This window comes from Corallococcus sp. AB038B (assembly GCF_003668955.1).
Taxonomy (GTDB): Bacteria; Myxococcota; Myxococcia; order Myxococcales; family Myxococcaceae; genus Corallococcus; species Corallococcus exiguus.
Genome location: NZ_RAWO01000005.1, coordinates 123,875 through 137,367, shown reverse-complemented (window position 1 = coordinate 137,367; position 13,493 = coordinate 123,875). Strand labels below are relative to the sequence as shown.

The 13,493-nt window shown below is 70.1% G+C and carries 11 protein-coding genes; 6 read left to right on the top strand and 5 right to left on the bottom strand.

Annotated elements, in window-relative coordinates; genetic code table 11:
- Positions 1–31: 31 nt before the first annotated feature.
- Together D7Y04_RS22060 and D7Y04_RS22055 are read right to left on the bottom strand one after the other, a co-directional pair.
- Complete coding sequence (locus D7Y04_RS22060) at positions 32–2,311, bottom strand: glutamine amidotransferase (RefSeq protein WP_121760608.1); 2,280 nt, start codon at positions 2,309–2,311, stop codon at positions 32–34.
- A gap of 28 nt (positions 2,312–2,339) precedes the next feature.
- On the bottom strand, positions 2,340–3,098 hold the full coding sequence (locus D7Y04_RS22055) for a DUF4159 domain-containing protein (RefSeq protein ID WP_120596236.1): 759 nt from the start codon (positions 3,096–3,098) through the stop codon (positions 2,340–2,342).
- Between the two features lie 56 nt (positions 3,099–3,154).
- Between D7Y04_RS22055 and D7Y04_RS22050 the strand changes: the two genes are divergently transcribed.
- From D7Y04_RS22050 to D7Y04_RS22035, 4 genes are all read left to right on the top strand, one after another.
- Positions 3,155–3,451 carry a molecular chaperone DnaJ gene (locus D7Y04_RS22050; protein ID WP_120596237.1) on the top strand — a complete coding sequence of 99 codons (297 nt, stop codon included), beginning with the start codon at positions 3,155–3,157 and terminating at the stop codon, positions 3,449–3,451.
- A 27-nt stretch (positions 3,452–3,478) separates the two neighbouring features.
- Complete coding sequence (locus D7Y04_RS22045) at positions 3,479–4,186, top strand: hypothetical protein (RefSeq protein WP_120596238.1); 708 nt, start codon at positions 3,479–3,481, stop codon at positions 4,184–4,186.
- 82 nt (positions 4,187–4,268) lie between these two features.
- The gene (locus D7Y04_RS22040; RefSeq protein WP_121760607.1) at positions 4,269–5,744 is read left to right on the top strand and encodes a hypothetical protein; all 1,476 of its coding nucleotides are present in this window, start codon (positions 4,269–4,271) and stop codon (positions 5,742–5,744) included.
- Between the two features lie 29 nt (positions 5,745–5,773).
- Complete coding sequence (locus D7Y04_RS22035) at positions 5,774–7,339, top strand: beta-ketoacyl synthase N-terminal-like domain-containing protein (RefSeq protein WP_120600287.1); 1,566 nt, start codon at positions 5,774–5,776, stop codon at positions 7,337–7,339.
- 29 nt (positions 7,340–7,368) lie between these two features.
- On the opposite strand, the gene D7Y04_RS22030 is transcribed toward D7Y04_RS22035, so the two are convergent.
- Together D7Y04_RS22030 and D7Y04_RS22025 are read right to left on the bottom strand one after the other, a co-directional pair.
- Positions 7,369–7,920, bottom strand: a complete 552-nt coding sequence (locus tag D7Y04_RS22030) for a hypothetical protein (protein ID WP_147477174.1) — start codon at positions 7,918–7,920, stop codon at positions 7,369–7,371.
- A gap of 93 nt (positions 7,921–8,013) precedes the next feature.
- Positions 8,014–9,156, bottom strand: coding sequence for an RNA polymerase sigma factor RpoD/SigA (locus D7Y04_RS22025; RefSeq protein WP_121760605.1), 1,143 nt, complete (start codon positions 9,154–9,156; stop codon positions 8,014–8,016).
- A 68-nt stretch (positions 9,157–9,224) separates the two neighbouring features.
- Between D7Y04_RS22025 and D7Y04_RS22020 the strand changes: the two genes are divergently transcribed.
- Positions 9,225–11,642: a DEAD/DEAH box helicase gene (locus D7Y04_RS22020; protein ID WP_121760604.1), complete on the top strand. Its 2,418-nt coding sequence runs from the start codon at positions 9,225–9,227 to the stop codon at positions 11,640–11,642.
- A 33-nt stretch (positions 11,643–11,675) separates the two neighbouring features.
- On the opposite strand, the gene D7Y04_RS22015 is transcribed toward D7Y04_RS22020, so the two are convergent.
- Positions 11,676–12,170 carry a helix-turn-helix domain-containing protein gene (locus tag D7Y04_RS22015; protein WP_120581008.1) on the bottom strand — a complete coding sequence of 165 codons (495 nt, stop codon included), beginning with the start codon at positions 12,168–12,170 and terminating at the stop codon, positions 11,676–11,678.
- Between the two features lie 68 nt (positions 12,171–12,238).
- Here D7Y04_RS22015 and D7Y04_RS22010 point away from each other — a divergent pair, with 68 nt between their 5' ends.
- Positions 12,239–13,468, top strand: coding sequence for a Glu/Leu/Phe/Val dehydrogenase (locus D7Y04_RS22010; RefSeq protein ID WP_120599425.1), 1,230 nt, complete (start codon positions 12,239–12,241; stop codon positions 13,466–13,468).
- The last annotated feature ends 25 nt before the right edge of the window (positions 13,469–13,493 follow it).

The window sequence follows — 13,493 nt, the reverse complement described above, 5'->3', positions numbered from 1 at the left end:
GCATCGGCCTGTCACCCCACCGGGCAGCAGGCTACACGTACCCGAACCGCCGCCGTGCGAACCACTCCGCGCCCAGGAGCGCGATGAGGGCCACCAGGTAGTACCAGCGGTCCCACAGCGGCTGGTCCTTCGCGCGCCCCACCTCCACCACCGGCGGATCCAACAGCGGCACGTCCGGCATCCCGTCCTGCGGCAACTTGTACGCCTTGCCCTCCGTGACGCTGGCGATCTGCTCCATCAGCGTCGGCCGCACCGACGCGTCCGACAGCTCCGGACCCACCGCGCGCACCGCCACCGCGTCCTCGCCCTTGCCCAGGTCCGTCTCGCCCTTCTTCGCGGACGCGAGCAGCTTGTACGGCCCGGGCGCCGGCGGCGCGAACTCCAGCCGCACCACGCCGTCCGCTCCCGTCGTGCCCGTCTGCACCGCCACCGGCTTCTGCGTCGCCACGGAGAACAGCTCCGCCCGCACCTGCGCGCCGTCCGCCGGCTGGTAGTCCGCCATCCGCGCCTGCACCACCACGCCCACCGGCCGCCCCGGCTCCACCGACGGAGGATCCGCCGTCACCTTCAGCGTCGTCAGGTCCGGATCCCTCACCAGCCACCGCAGCGCATTGCCCCAGAAGCGGTCATATGCCCGGTTCGGCGAACCATCCCGGTGCGCCGTGAACGCCCACGACCACGTGGCATCCGTCGCCACCACCATCGCCCGGCCCCGCCCGTAGTCCCACACCGACACGAGCGGCGCGTTCTTCCCGTCCACCGTCATGAACGGGTGGTCCATCAGCACCGTCGCGCCCGGCCGCGCCCGCGTCAGGTTCGCGCCCGGAATGGGCAACAGCTCGCCCCACGTGGCCTCCGTGCTCGCCGCGCCCGTACCAATGGACGTCACCGGATGCCTCAGGCCCTCCGGCGTGAGGCGCGGCTTGAACGGCTCCGCGTTCGCGGGCCCCGCGGCCTCCACCGGCAGCGCCTCCATCAGCGTGGGCATCGACGCGCGGCCTTCACCCAGCACGCTGTCGCCGCCAATCATCACGAACGCGCCACCCTCGTGGATGTAGCGCTCCAGGTTGCGCTCGTACTCCGCGATGGACAGCGAAGGGTCCGAGTAACCGAAGTTCTGGAAGATGACGACGTCGAACGTGTGCAGCTTCGTGTCGAAGATCTCCTCCATGGGGAACGGGATGAGCGACAGCTCCCGCTCGTTCGACACGCCCGTGTCGTCCGACAGCGTGCGCAGGATGTAGAACGACACCAGGTCCACGTTCGCGTCCTGCTTGAGCAGCCCGCGCAGGAAGCGCTCGTCCCACGACGGCCGCCCCACCACCAGCAGCACGCGCACGCGGTCGCGAATCACCTTCAGCGTGAACGAGCGGCTGTTGTTGTCGCTCACCGCTTCATCCGGGAACGTGGGCACCGTCACCGTGTAGACGAACCGCCCCGTCTGGTCCGGCGTGAAGGTGAAGGACACCGGCTTCACGTCGTCGCCGGTGGTCATCTTCACCAGCTTGCTCGCCACCGTCTTGCCCTCCTGGCTCAAGACGACGGGGATGTCCTGCCCGGCGAACCCACGGCCGTGGATCTCCACCTCCACCGTCAGCGAGTTGCGCACGAAGGCGAAGTCATCCACCTTCAGCCCCTCCACCGACAAATCCTTCAGCGCCTCCTGGCCCACCAGGAACGTGGACACCGGCACGCCCAGGTCCGTGAGCGCCGCGCGCGCCCGGCCCACCGCCCCGGCCTTCAATTCCGTGTTGTCCGCGCCGTCGCTGAACAACAGCACGCCAGACAGCTTGCGTGAGCCCTGCCCTCCGGACGCCGCGGACCGCAGCGCCGCGAGCAGGTCCGTCGTACCCGCCCGCGCGGGCTCCTGGGCCAGCTGCGCGGCCGTCACCGGCGCCAGCTCCGGATCCACCCCGTACACCTCCACCGTGAAGCGGTCCTGCCAGGACGCGAACGTGGGCGCCGCCTTCTCCAAGAACGCCGCCACCTGCGAGCTGCGCGTGGGCCCGCCCGGCTCCGACGGGAAGTTCATGGACGCCGAGCGGTCCACCAGCACCGCCACCCGGTTCTTCATCCGCGCCACCTGCAGGTGACGGATGCCGGGCTCCAGCAGGAAGAAGAACGCCGCCGCGCCCGCGCCCAGGCGCAGGCCCCACAACAGCAGCTTGCGGCCCCGGGACGGCTCGCGGCGCACGCCCCACGCCGCCAGCGCGATGCCCAGCACCAACCCCACGCCCAGCAGCACCAACGCCCAGACAGGCAGCGGCGACAGGCTGACGAGCTTCCACGCGTTGAAGGACGGGGAGTTCATTCGAGGATTCGCGCGAGGAAACGCACTTTCAGCGCCGCTTGTTGAGGATGAGGGGCAGGTGCACTGCGTCGTCCTTGTAGTCCAGACAGAGCGCGTACATGCACAGGTTGATGCCCAGGCGGATGGCCAGCTCGCGCTGCGGCTCGCCGCCGGGGGACACGTCGAACTCGTAGTCGCCGGACTCGCTGCGGCTCCACGCGCCCGCCACGTCGTTCTGCGAGTAGATGACCGCCGCGCGCTTGCCCACGCTCGCCACCAGCGGCAGCGGCTTGTGCAACAGGCGCCCCGGCGCCGCGTCCAACAGGAAGAAGGACTTGAAGACGACGTGCGTGCTCGGCGCCTCCTTCAGCGGGCTCTGCGGCAGCACGCGCGCCATCTCCCGGCGGAAGCTGGCGTCGAAGCCGTCCCCGTCGCTGCCGTCGTTGGCGTCCCCGAACACGAAGCCGCCATACGTCAGGTAGCGGCGCAGGTTGGACACCTCCGCGTCGGTGAGCGGCGGGAAGGCCCCGTCCCCTCCAAAGTAGAGGAACGGGTACTCGAAGAGGTCCGGGCTGTTCAGCGCGAACGGGCGCGCGTCCGGCACCACCTCCACGGACGTGCGCCGCTGCAGCTCCCACGCAAGGCGGCGCAGCCCCGACAGCCGGCCGTCCCAGCGGCCCCCATGCCGGGCCACGGCGGGGATGAAGCGGCTCTTCTCACCGAAGGCGGCCGCACGCCGGGACAGCAGCGGGACGAGCGCGGACGTGGCGAGCAGGAGGTTTCGACGGGAGAGGGACCGCACAGGCATGGGGACCTGCTTATACCGTCGGCGGGTGCCTGCATTCCCTGGTATAGACGCGCCCCATGGCGAAAGGCGGACAGACGCCCCCGGAGCCCGGCGGCGGCCCCCAGGCTCCCGGCACCCTCCCAGGCTCTGAAGACGTGCGCGCCGCCTGGGCCCGCAAGGACGCCGGTGACGTGGCCGGCGCCCGGCGGGACGCGCAGCGCATCCTCGCGGGCAGCCCTTCCCCGGAAGACCGCGAACGCGCGGAAGACCTGCTGCGCGCCACGGAAACGCCGCGCGCCCTCTACGGTTACGCGCTCCTGGGCGCAGTCATCCTGGCGGTGCTGCTGGGGCTCGCCTTGACCCGCTATTCCTGACGGCCACAGTCGCTAGGATGGCGCGTCATGGATGGTTTCCTCCTGGCGCTCAAGTCGTACCAGACCTTCAACCCCTCCGGCTGGGTGGGCATCTACCGGCTGCTGCCCATGTGGGTGGGCGTCGTGGTCGCGCTCGTGGGGCTGGTGCTGCTGCTCGCGGGCGGCGGCAAGCTGTTCCGCGCCGTGGCGGGCCCGGTGGGCGCGGTGCTGGGACTGGTGTGGACGGGCGCCGTCACCCAGCGGCTGAACCTGGTCGACCTGGATCCGCGCATGCCCACCCTGGTGGCCGCGGCGCTGATGGCGCTGGGCTTCCTCTTCCCGCCCGCCGTCACCTTCGTGGGCGTGGGCGTGCCGCTGGGGCTGCTGGCGGGCCAGATTGCCGGCCCCAGCGACTTCCTGCTCGGCTTCGGGCCGGGCTTCATCGTGGGCGGCCTGGTGGGCGCCATCCTCCACCGGCAGGTGAGCGGCATCGTCGCTTCGGTGGTGGGCGCGTGGCTCCTGGTGATTGGCGCGCTCGCGGCGCTGCACCAGTTCGGCGGCGTGGTGGAGGCGGTGGCCAGCCGCCCCTGGGGCGTCATCATCGCCGCGCTCCTCTTCGCCCTGGCGGGCAGCGTCTACCAGCTCGCCGTGCGCCCCACGCCCGAGGAGTCGGATCAACAGAAGGCGGAGAAGCAGAAGCAGAAGCAGCGCCTGTCGGAGCAGCAGGCGCTCGAGAAGCGTTGGGGGGTCAAGTAGCCCCTGTCCCGGCAATCCTTTACGCCGGAGGAGCCGGGGCGTAGATTCCGCCGGCTTTCCCCCTCCCCTTCCTCGAGCATCGATGGGCCAGGCCAGCCGCAAGGACAAGGACACGCAGAAGCAGGAAGGGTCGCCCCCGGCGGCCTCCGTCCCGTCTTCCCCGGACGCCGCCCAGCCCGCCGTGCCCCATGAGGGGTGGCGCAAGCCCGCCGGCATGAGCCGCAAGGGGTGGGCCATCCTCGCTGGCGCCGTCGCCTTCATCCAGCTCCCGCTCATCCACTACGCGCTCATCCGGGGACAGGCGGACGTCACCGCGACGGTGCCGTACCAGCAGGCGTTCAACGACCCCGCCGTCGTCGCGCGCGACTTCTTCTCCACCGGCGCCTACTGGCGCGTGACGAACGGGGAGCTCTTGGGCCCCGCGCCCAAGAACAACCCGCTGTGGCTCCAGGCCGTGCTGCCGGACGACGTGGCGGTGGAGTTCGACGTGCGCCCGGAGTACCCCGACGGCGACATCCGCGTGGAGCTGTTCGGCAACGGCCGCGACCCGGCCTCCGGTTACGTGCTGGTGCAGGGCGGGTGGAACAACAGCCTGTCCGTCATCGCCCGGAAGGACATCAACGCCCCCGCGCTGGACGCGCTCCAGCGCAAGGCCGCGCGCGTGGCGGAGAAGGGCGGCGGCCAGGGCGCGGACCTCGTCGCCACCGGAGTCTTCAAGAAGGACACCCGGGTGCGCGTGGAGTCCCGCGTGGGCGCCCCCATCCAGTCCGGCCGCACGTACCACTGGCGCATCGAGCGGCGCGGCAACGTGCTCAAGTGGGCCATCGACGGACAGCTCGTGGGCGAGCTGGACGACCCGTTCCCGCTGAAGGGCAAGGGGCAGGACCGGCTGGGCCTGTCCGGCTGGGAGTCGCAGCTGTTCTTCGACAACCTGCGCATCGGCACGCCGGACTCCATGCCCGCCACCATGGTGGCGAAGCAGGAGCCCACCCTCCCCCCGGGCCCCTCCGAGGACGACTTCAACCGCGACACCCTGGGCGACGCGTGGAACGTCACCAACCCCTCCGCCACGAAGATCGAGGACGGGGCGTTGGTGGTTCAGGCCCTGGGCAACCGCCCGGTGTGGCTGAAGAAGCCCCTCCCGGAGAACGCCGTCATCGAGTTCGACGCCTGGGGTGACAGCCCGGAAGGCGACATGAAGGTCGAGGCGTGGGGCGACGGCCGCTCCTTCTACGCGGGCGACCCGCGCCTGCAGTACACCGCCACCGGCTACGTCTTCATCTACGGCGGCTGGCGCAACACCCAGTCCATCATCGCGCGCCAGCACGAGCACACCAACGACCGCGCCGTGCGCGACGGCGCCGCGGTGGTGCCCGGCCAGCGCTACCACTTCAAAATCACCCGGCGGGACGGACTCCTGTCGTGGGAAGTGGACGGCAAGCCCTTCCTGACCCTCCAGGACGCGTCCCCGCTCTACGGCCCCCGCAACCAGTACTTCGGGTTCTCCGGCTGGCAGACGCGCGTCCACTTCGACAACCTCAAGATCCAGCCGCTTTAGCCTTCCCCCGGGCGGCGGAGGAAACACCCGTGCGCAGAGTCGGAATCTTCGGCTGGGGCGTGGTCGCCCCGCGTTCCCCCAACATCGAGGCCTTCGCGAAGAACCTCGAGTCGTCCGAGACCTGGCTGACCCCCTTCAACGGCTTCGGTCCGGACAACTTCCTCGTCGGCACGCCCACGTTCAACCTGGCGGACTACAAGCCGTGGATCGACGCGCGCTTCCCCGCCAACCGCTTCTCCCAGCTGGAGCGGAAGATGGGGCAGCCCACGCAGTACGCCATCGGCGCCTTCATCCAGTCGCTGTCGCAGAACCCGGGCATCGAGAAGGAGCTCCAGGAGCTGGGCACGAAGGCCCACGTCTACGTGGGCACCGGCCTGGGCGACCTGCCCACCATCCAGAACATCTCCCTGGACCTCTACCGCGCCCAGCGCCGGTGGGACCGATTCTGGGCCAGCCCCGAGCGCAACGGCGCCGTTCGCCAGTGGCGTGAGACGCGCGAGCCGCTGCCTGGCCTGCCTCCGGAGCCCTCCACCATCGAAGAGGTGGAACGCGACAAGGCGGAGGACGACTGGTGGCACTTCTGGGCCGGCCGCTCGCCGGAGCTGCGCGAGTACCTGGAGGAGCTGCGCGAGATTGAAGCCATTGGCGTGCCCGACGAGGGCGACGTGGAGTCCGCCAAGCTGGCCGTCATCAAGGAGAAGCGCACGCGCAACGGGCGCCTGCAGAAGAAGTGGAGCGCGCCCGAGCCGCCGTGGAACGCCGTGTCCTCCAACGTGCTGTGGAACATCCACAACACGCCCGCGTCCCAGGTGTCCATGCTGGGGCAAATCACCGGCATGACGTTCGCGCCGGTGGCCGCGTGCTCGTCCTTCGGCTACGGCCTGAAGCTGGCCATGAACTCCATCCGCCTGGGTGAAGCCAAGGCCGTGGTGCTGGGCATGACGGACGCGGCCCCCAACCCGCTGGTGGTGGGCGGCTTCTACAACGCGCGCGTCATCTCCGCGGACGCCGCCGTGTCCAAGCCCCTCACCGCGCTGCGCGGCACGCACATCGCCGGAGGCGCGGTGGTGTGGGTGGTGGGCGACTACGAGCACTTCACGCAGAAGGGCTTCAAGGCGCTGGGCCTGGAGCCCGTCGCCGTGGGCGTCACCGCGGACGCGGACCACATCATCACCCCGTCCAAGGAAGGCCCCACGCTGGCCATCCGCGAGGCGCTGGGCGCCGCCGGTTGTCAGCCCCAGGACGTGGGCAGCTGGGACCTGCACGCCACCGCCACCCCGGGCGACTTCCTGGAGGTGCAGAACCTGCGCGACGTGCTGCCGGAGTCCGTGCTGATTACCGCGCGCAAGGGCACCTTCGGCCACGGCATGTCCGCGGGCGGCGGCTGGGAGCTCACCGCGCAGTACCTGGGCGCGGAGGCCGGCAAGGTGTACCCCACGCCGCTGTCCGCCCCGGAGCTCAACAAGCAGATCGCCAAGGTGCACGGCCGCTTCGTCTTCAATCAGGAAGAGGCGGCGCCCGAGGGGTGCTCGGGCAAGCTGTCCATGGGCGTGGGCGGCATCAACGCCTGCATCATCTCCCGGCCCTGGAAGTAGCCGGGAGGCGTGGCGGTTCCGCGAAGGGCCTACGGGTACTTCGCGGACGCCTCGGCCTCCAGGGCCGTGGCTCCCTTCGGGTTGAGCTTGCGGAAGAACTCCAGCTCCAGGTCCAGGTCCCGGTAGCTGGCCTTCTGCTCCGGGGCCAGACCGCTGGTGCTTCGGCCCACGCCGTTGGGGTCCGCCAGGCCGCCGGTGGCCGGGTTGCCGGTGCCCTTGTCGGTGGCGTAGCTGACGCCCACGGCCTGCTGCACGCGGTCGGAGCGCAGCGCGCGCAGCACGGCCCGGCCATCCGCCAGGGTGACCCCTTCGATGAGGTAGCGCGTGGAGGACGTGGGCCCCAGCGTGCCGCCGCCGGAGTCCAGCCACTCCGTCTCCAGTACGAACTGGTTGGGCAGCTCGCGCCACGAATAGCCGCGCTCGTCCATGATGGCCTTCACCTCCGGCCACAGCTGCGCGAGCGGCTGCTCGTAGGCCACGGTGGCCGCGCGGTCGCGGACGTAGTTGTCGCGCTGGTGGCCGGCACAACCGGTGACGAGGACGACGGACGCGGTCAGGACCGCGCGAAGCAGGTGGCGCATGGGGACGGCCTCCCGGACGGGAAGCAGTGGGGTGAAGGCCGCCATTCTAGCGCGGCCCCTTCGCGCCCCGTGCCCCCACCCTTCCCCACTGCGTCAGCCTTTGGGCACCGCCACCATGTCGAAGTCCGGGATGCGTTCGCGCATGAACTCACGCATCCGGTTGATGAGGGCCGCTTCAATCTGCCGGGCACGCTCGCGGCTGACGCCGTACTTGTCGCCAATGTCCTGGAGCGTGAGCGGCTCGTCCGCGGTGAGGCGGTGCTCGAAGATGTAGCGCTCCTTGCCCTCCAGCGTCTGGGCGAAGGCGGCCAGGTTCTCCCGGAACAGGGCCTTGAGCTGCTCGCTGCCCAGGCGCTCGTCGGCGGGCACCGCGCTGGACGGCAGGTAGCGGTCCGCCCGGGTGGAACCCGAATCCCCGTCGTTGCCCAGCGGCGCGTCGATGGACACCTCGTCGTGCCCCAGCCGCTGGTCCATCTCCACCACGTCCTGCTCGGTGACGTTGAGGCGCTCCGCCAACAGGCGCGGGCTGGCCTCGAAGCCCTGGGAGATGAGCTTCTCCTGCTCCTGGCGCAGCTTGAAGAAGAGCTTCCGCTGGGCCTCGGTGGTCCCCAGCTTCACCATCTTCCAGTTGTCCATGATGTAGCGAAGGATGTACGCGCGGATCCACCAGGCGGCGTAGGAGCTGAGCTTCACGCCCCGGTCCGGGTCGTACTTCTTCACTGCCTGCATCAGCCCGATGTTGCCCTCCTGCACCAGGTCCAGCAGGGACAGGGGGTTGCGGTGGTACTCGTGGGCCAGTTTCACCACGAGTCTCAGGTTGGAGGCCACCAGACGGTAGGCCGCCCGCACGTTCCCCGAGGCCTGGTACTCCTTGGCCAGTTGGTGCTCCTCCTCCCGGGTGAGCAGGGGGTGCTTCGTCACCTCGGCCATGTAGGCCTGGAGGGGGTCCCGGTTGGTGAGGGCGCTGCTGCTCTCCGCGCGCACCAGGGCCGCGGGCCGGGCGGCGCGGGCGGGAGCGGGGGACTCCTCGATTTCCGCCTCTGCTTCGTTCAATTCCGTCAGGTCCGGCTCCAGGGCGTCCGGGTCCTGGTCGGTGTCCTCGACCTCTTCGTCCAGAGCTTGCGGGTTTTCCGGAGTTGTCTGTCGGGCGGTCCCCGGGCGGGCGGAGGCCGCGGGGCGCTTCGCGCGGGGCCGGGGGGCGGCCGGACCATTGGTTCTCTTCCTCCCATTCGCCATGCGCGCTCCATACCCCAAAGTGCCGCGATTGTTGCCAGAGGGTAATGCAGGGGCTATGCCCATGCCCGATGAGCGACATCCAAGAGCCCACGCCGGGAGCCCCGGCGCCTGACGAAGCCACGACGCGTCCCGGCGAGTACATCGCGGACATCAGCTTCGAAGAAATGAACCTCTCCGAGCCCCTCCGCCGCGCGCTGGCGGAGCGCGGCTACACCAGCCCCACCCCCGTGCAGGCCAAGGCCTTTGGCCCCGCGATGGCGGGCAAGGACCTCATCGTCCGCAGCAAGACGGGCACGGGCAAGACGGCCGCCTTCGGCCTGCCCCTGCTGGAGAAGATTCCCGCGGACGAGAAGCGCGTGCGCGCCCTCATCCTCTGCCCCACGCGCGAGCTGGCGCTCCAGGTGGCGGAGGAGCTCACCACGCTGGCCAAGTACAAGGGCGTGAAGGTGGCGGCCATCTACGGCGGCGCCTCCATGAAGCAGCAGGAGGACGCGCTGGAAGAGGGCACGCCCATCATCGTGGGCACCCCCGGCCGCGTCTTCGACCACATCAACCGCGGCAACCTCAAGCTGGACGGCTGCGACCACGCCATCCTCGACGAAGCCGACGAGATGCTGAACCAGGGCTTCTACGAGGAGGTCACCCGCATCCTCGACCGTCTTCCGAAGACGCGCCAGGTGCTGCTCTTCAGCGCCACCGTCCCCACGGACATCCAGAACCTCATCGCGCGCTACACGACGAACGCGGAGACGCTGCTGCTGTCCGGCGACGTCTTCACGGTGGAGCACATCCACCACATCCGCTACGACGTGTCGGATCAGTTCCCCAAGCCGCGCAACCTCATCTACATCCTGGAGAAGGAAGAGCCCTCCAACGCCATCATCTTCTGCAACACGCGGGATGACACGGCGCTGGTGACCGCGGTGCTCAACCGCAACGGCTTCGACGCGGAGCTGCTCAACGGAGACCTGCCGCAGAAGGAGCGCGAGCGGGTGATGGGCAAGGTGAAGCGCGGCGAGGTGGCCTTCATGGTCGCCACGGACATCGCGGCGCGCGGCATCGACATCTCCGGGCTGGAGTACGTCATCAACTACTCCCTGCCGGAGGACCCCGCCGTCTACCTGCACCGCGTGGGCCGCACGGGCCGCATCGGCAACAAGGGCACGGCCATCAACCTCTTCTCCGGGCGCGAGCTGGCGACGTTCACCGTGCTGGAGAAGAAGTTCGGCATCAAGTTCGAGATGCGCGAGATGCCCGCGCCCGAAGAGGCCATGCACCTGTGGACCGAGCGCCACGTGCGTGAGCTCCGCGAGGGCATGGGCAGCAGCATCTTCGAGGGCTTCCTGCCCCTGGCCACGCAGCTCAAGCAGCGCCCGGACGCGGACGACCTCATCGCCTTCCTCATCAAGTACTACTTCAGCCACCTGCGCATGGAGAAGGCGCAGGCCGCGGGTGAGACGGAGAAGCGCGAGCCGGTGGAGAAGAAGCCGCTGGAGCGCCGGGGCAAGGACCGTGAGCGCGACCGCGAGCGTCCCCGCCGTGAGGAGCGCACCGAGCGCACCGAGCGTCCGCGCCGCGACGAGCACCCGGACCGCGAGCGCCGTCCGCGCCGCGATGAGCCGCGCCGCGAGGACCGGGGTGAGCGCCGGGGTGCCGGTTCCGCCGCGTTGGAGGCGGGCCCGGGCGAGACGAAGCTCTGGGTGAACCTGGGCACCGCTGATGGCCTGGGGCCGGGCAGCATCGCCACGGCCATGGAGGACGCGGGCGCGCCGCTGGGCAAGATGGTGCGCGCGGAGTTGCGCCCCACGTTCGCGTACGTCTTCGTGGCGGAGGAGGACTCCGCGGGCTTCGAGGCGCTCAACGGCAAGCAGCACGGCGGCAAGACGCTGCGCGTGGAGAAGAGCAAGCCGCGCAGCGAGCGCGACACCACCAGCACCCGCCCGCCCCCGTCCCCGGACGCGGGCCCCGGCGAGGTGAAGCTCTGGGTGAACCTGGGCATGGACGACGGCATGGACGAGGCGAAGCTGCCCGCCACGCTGGAGGCCATGGGCGCCCCGGCGGGCAAGGTCATCAAGGCCCTCACCCGCCCCACCTACGGCTACGTCTACGTGCCGGAAGGTGACGCCGAGGGCTTCGAGTCGCTCAACGGCAAGGCGCACAACGACAAGCCGCTGAAGCTGGAGCGGCACCGTCCGCGCGGCCAGCGTGAAGAGCGCCGCCCCCGTCACGAGGCCCTGCAGGACCTCCCCGGCCAGGCGCGCCTGTGGGTGGGCCTGGGCCGTCAGGAGGGCCTGGACGAGGCGGGCGTCACCGCCGCGCTGGAGGCCGCGGGTGCTCCGGCGGGCAAGGTGCTGCGCACCGACCTGCGCCCCACGTACGCGTACGTCTTCGTGGCGGAGGAGGACGTGGAGGGCTTCGAGTCCACCCACGGCAAGCCGCACGGCGAGGGCAAGACGCTCAAGGTGGAGCGCGCCAAGCGCAAGTAGTGCTTCCGCGCCTTCGGGGGGCTCACGGCCCCCTCAAGGCTCCGGAGCTGTCTTCTTCCTGCGGGCCCGGTGGTAGTGCGCGACGCACAACCCTCGGGCCAGCACGGGCCGGCCGCACTCCGGTGAAGCGCAGGCCGCGCTGGCCTCCTTCGCCGGAGGAGTCGAAGCGCCCGGCCCGCCGCTGAACATCGCCTCCGCCACGGCCATCAGGCGGTCCACGTCGTCCCGGCCCAGTTTCTTCAGCCGCACCCACTCCACCAGCCGATGAGCCCCCGCGTCCTCCGCGTCCTCCAGCCGGAACAGCTCCCCCAGCGGCAGCTCCAGCGCGGCCGCGACCTGGAGGAGCGTGTCGTAGCTGGGGTTGCGCTCGCCGCGCTCCAGCAGGGACACGAAGCTCACGGAGATGTCGCACCGGGCGGCGAAGTCCTCCTGGGTGAGGCCCCGGCGCTCGCGCAACGTGCGGATCCGCCGCGCCAGTCCCTGCAGGGACGAGCCGGCGTCGCTGTCGTCCGGGGAGTGGGGGCGCATGGACGCACCCATCGTAGCGCACCGCTTCTGTTAAGGTTTTCCGTCTGTCCTCAGGAGTGAAGCCCACCATGAACGCCGTCGACGGCACCAACTACTACTTCCGCAAGGCCGCGCGGGTGATGGACGTGGGCACGCCCATCGAGACGCTCCTGGCCACGCCCCTGCGCGAGGTGAAGGTGCAGGTGTCCATCGAGATGGACTCCGGCGAAATTCGCACGTTCCTGGGCTACCGCATCCAGCACGACAACAGCCGCGGCCCCATGAAGGGCGGCCTGCGCTACCACCCCGCCCTGGACCAGGACGAGTGCGTGTCGCTCGCGTCGCTGATGACGTGGAAGACGGCCGTGGTGAACGTGCCCTACGGCGGCGCCAAGGGCGGCGTGGCGTGCGACCCCGCGCAGATGAGCCTCAAGGAAGTGGAGCGGCTCACGCGCAAGTTCGTGGATCAGATTCAAGACGTCATCGGTCCCACGCGGGACATCCCCGCGCCGGACGTCAACACCAACCCCCAGGTGATGGCCTGGGTGATGGACCAGTACTCGCGCTACCACGGCCATTCTCCGGCGGTCGTGACGGGCAAGCCCCTGGAGCTGTACGGCTCCAAGGGCCGCGAGGCCGCCACCGGGCGCGGCCTGCTCTACGTGTGCCGTGAAATCCTGAGGGATTTGGGCATGCCGGTGAAGGGCACGCGCTTCGCCATCCAGGGCTTTGGCAACGTGGGCAGCCACATCGCGCAGCTCATCTGGGGCGACGGCGGTGTGGTGGTGGCCGCGTCCGACGTGCTGGGCGGCATGTACAACCCTAACGGCCTGGACGTGCCGTCCCTCTTCGAGCACGTGAAGCGCACCGGCACCGTCACGGGCTTCAGCGGCGGCACGCCGTGCCGCAACGAGGACGTGCTCGCGGCGGACTGCGAAGTGCTCATCCCCGCCGCCCTGGGCCACGTGCTCACCCGCGACAACGCCAACAGCGTGCGCGCGCGCCTGGTGGTGGAGGGCGCCAACGGCCCCACCCAGCCGGAGGCGGACGACATCCTGGAGAAGCGCGGCATCTTCGTGGTGCCGGACATCCTGGCCAGCGCGGGCGGCGTAACGGTGAGCTACCTGGAGTGGGTGCAGAACCTCCAGCACGTCTCCTGGGAAGAGGACCGCGTCAACGCGGAGCTGGAGAAGACGATGAAGGAGGCCTACGACCGGGTGGCGCAGATTGCACGGTCTCGTAAGGTTTCCATGCGGACGGCCGCTTACATCCTGGCCATTGGCCGGGTGGGCAAGGCCACGGTGCTGCGCGGCATCTGACGCACTCCGCCGCGCACGCGGGCGA

Coding starts and splice junctions, on each gene's coding strand:
- D7Y04_RS22040 (WP_121760607.1), top strand. CDS start 4,269: ATGGGCCAGGCCAGCCGCAAGGACAAGGACACGCAGAAGCAGGAAGGG.
- D7Y04_RS22010 (WP_120599425.1), top strand. CDS start 12,239: ATGAACGCCGTCGACGGCACCAACTACTACTTCCGCAAGGCCGCGCGG.
- D7Y04_RS22030 (WP_147477174.1), bottom strand. CDS start 7,920: ATGCGCCACCTGCTTCGCGCGGTCCTGACCGCGTCCGTCGTCCTCGTC.
- D7Y04_RS22050 (WP_120596237.1), top strand. CDS start 3,155: ATGGCGAAAGGCGGACAGACGCCCCCGGAGCCCGGCGGCGGCCCCCAG.
- D7Y04_RS22055 (WP_120596236.1), bottom strand. CDS start 3,098: ATGCCTGTGCGGTCCCTCTCCCGTCGAAACCTCCTGCTCGCCACGTCC.
- D7Y04_RS22025 (WP_121760605.1), bottom strand. CDS start 9,156: ATGGCGAATGGGAGGAAGAGAACCAATGGTCCGGCCGCCCCCCGGCCC.
- D7Y04_RS22060 (WP_121760608.1), bottom strand. CDS start 2,311: ATGAACTCCCCGTCCTTCAACGCGTGGAAGCTCGTCAGCCTGTCGCCG.
- D7Y04_RS22015 (WP_120581008.1), bottom strand. CDS start 12,170: ATGCGCCCCCACTCCCCGGACGACAGCGACGCCGGCTCGTCCCTGCAG.
- D7Y04_RS22020 (WP_121760604.1), top strand. CDS start 9,225: ATGAGCGACATCCAAGAGCCCACGCCGGGAGCCCCGGCGCCTGACGAA.
- D7Y04_RS22045 (WP_120596238.1), top strand. CDS start 3,479: ATGGATGGTTTCCTCCTGGCGCTCAAGTCGTACCAGACCTTCAACCCC.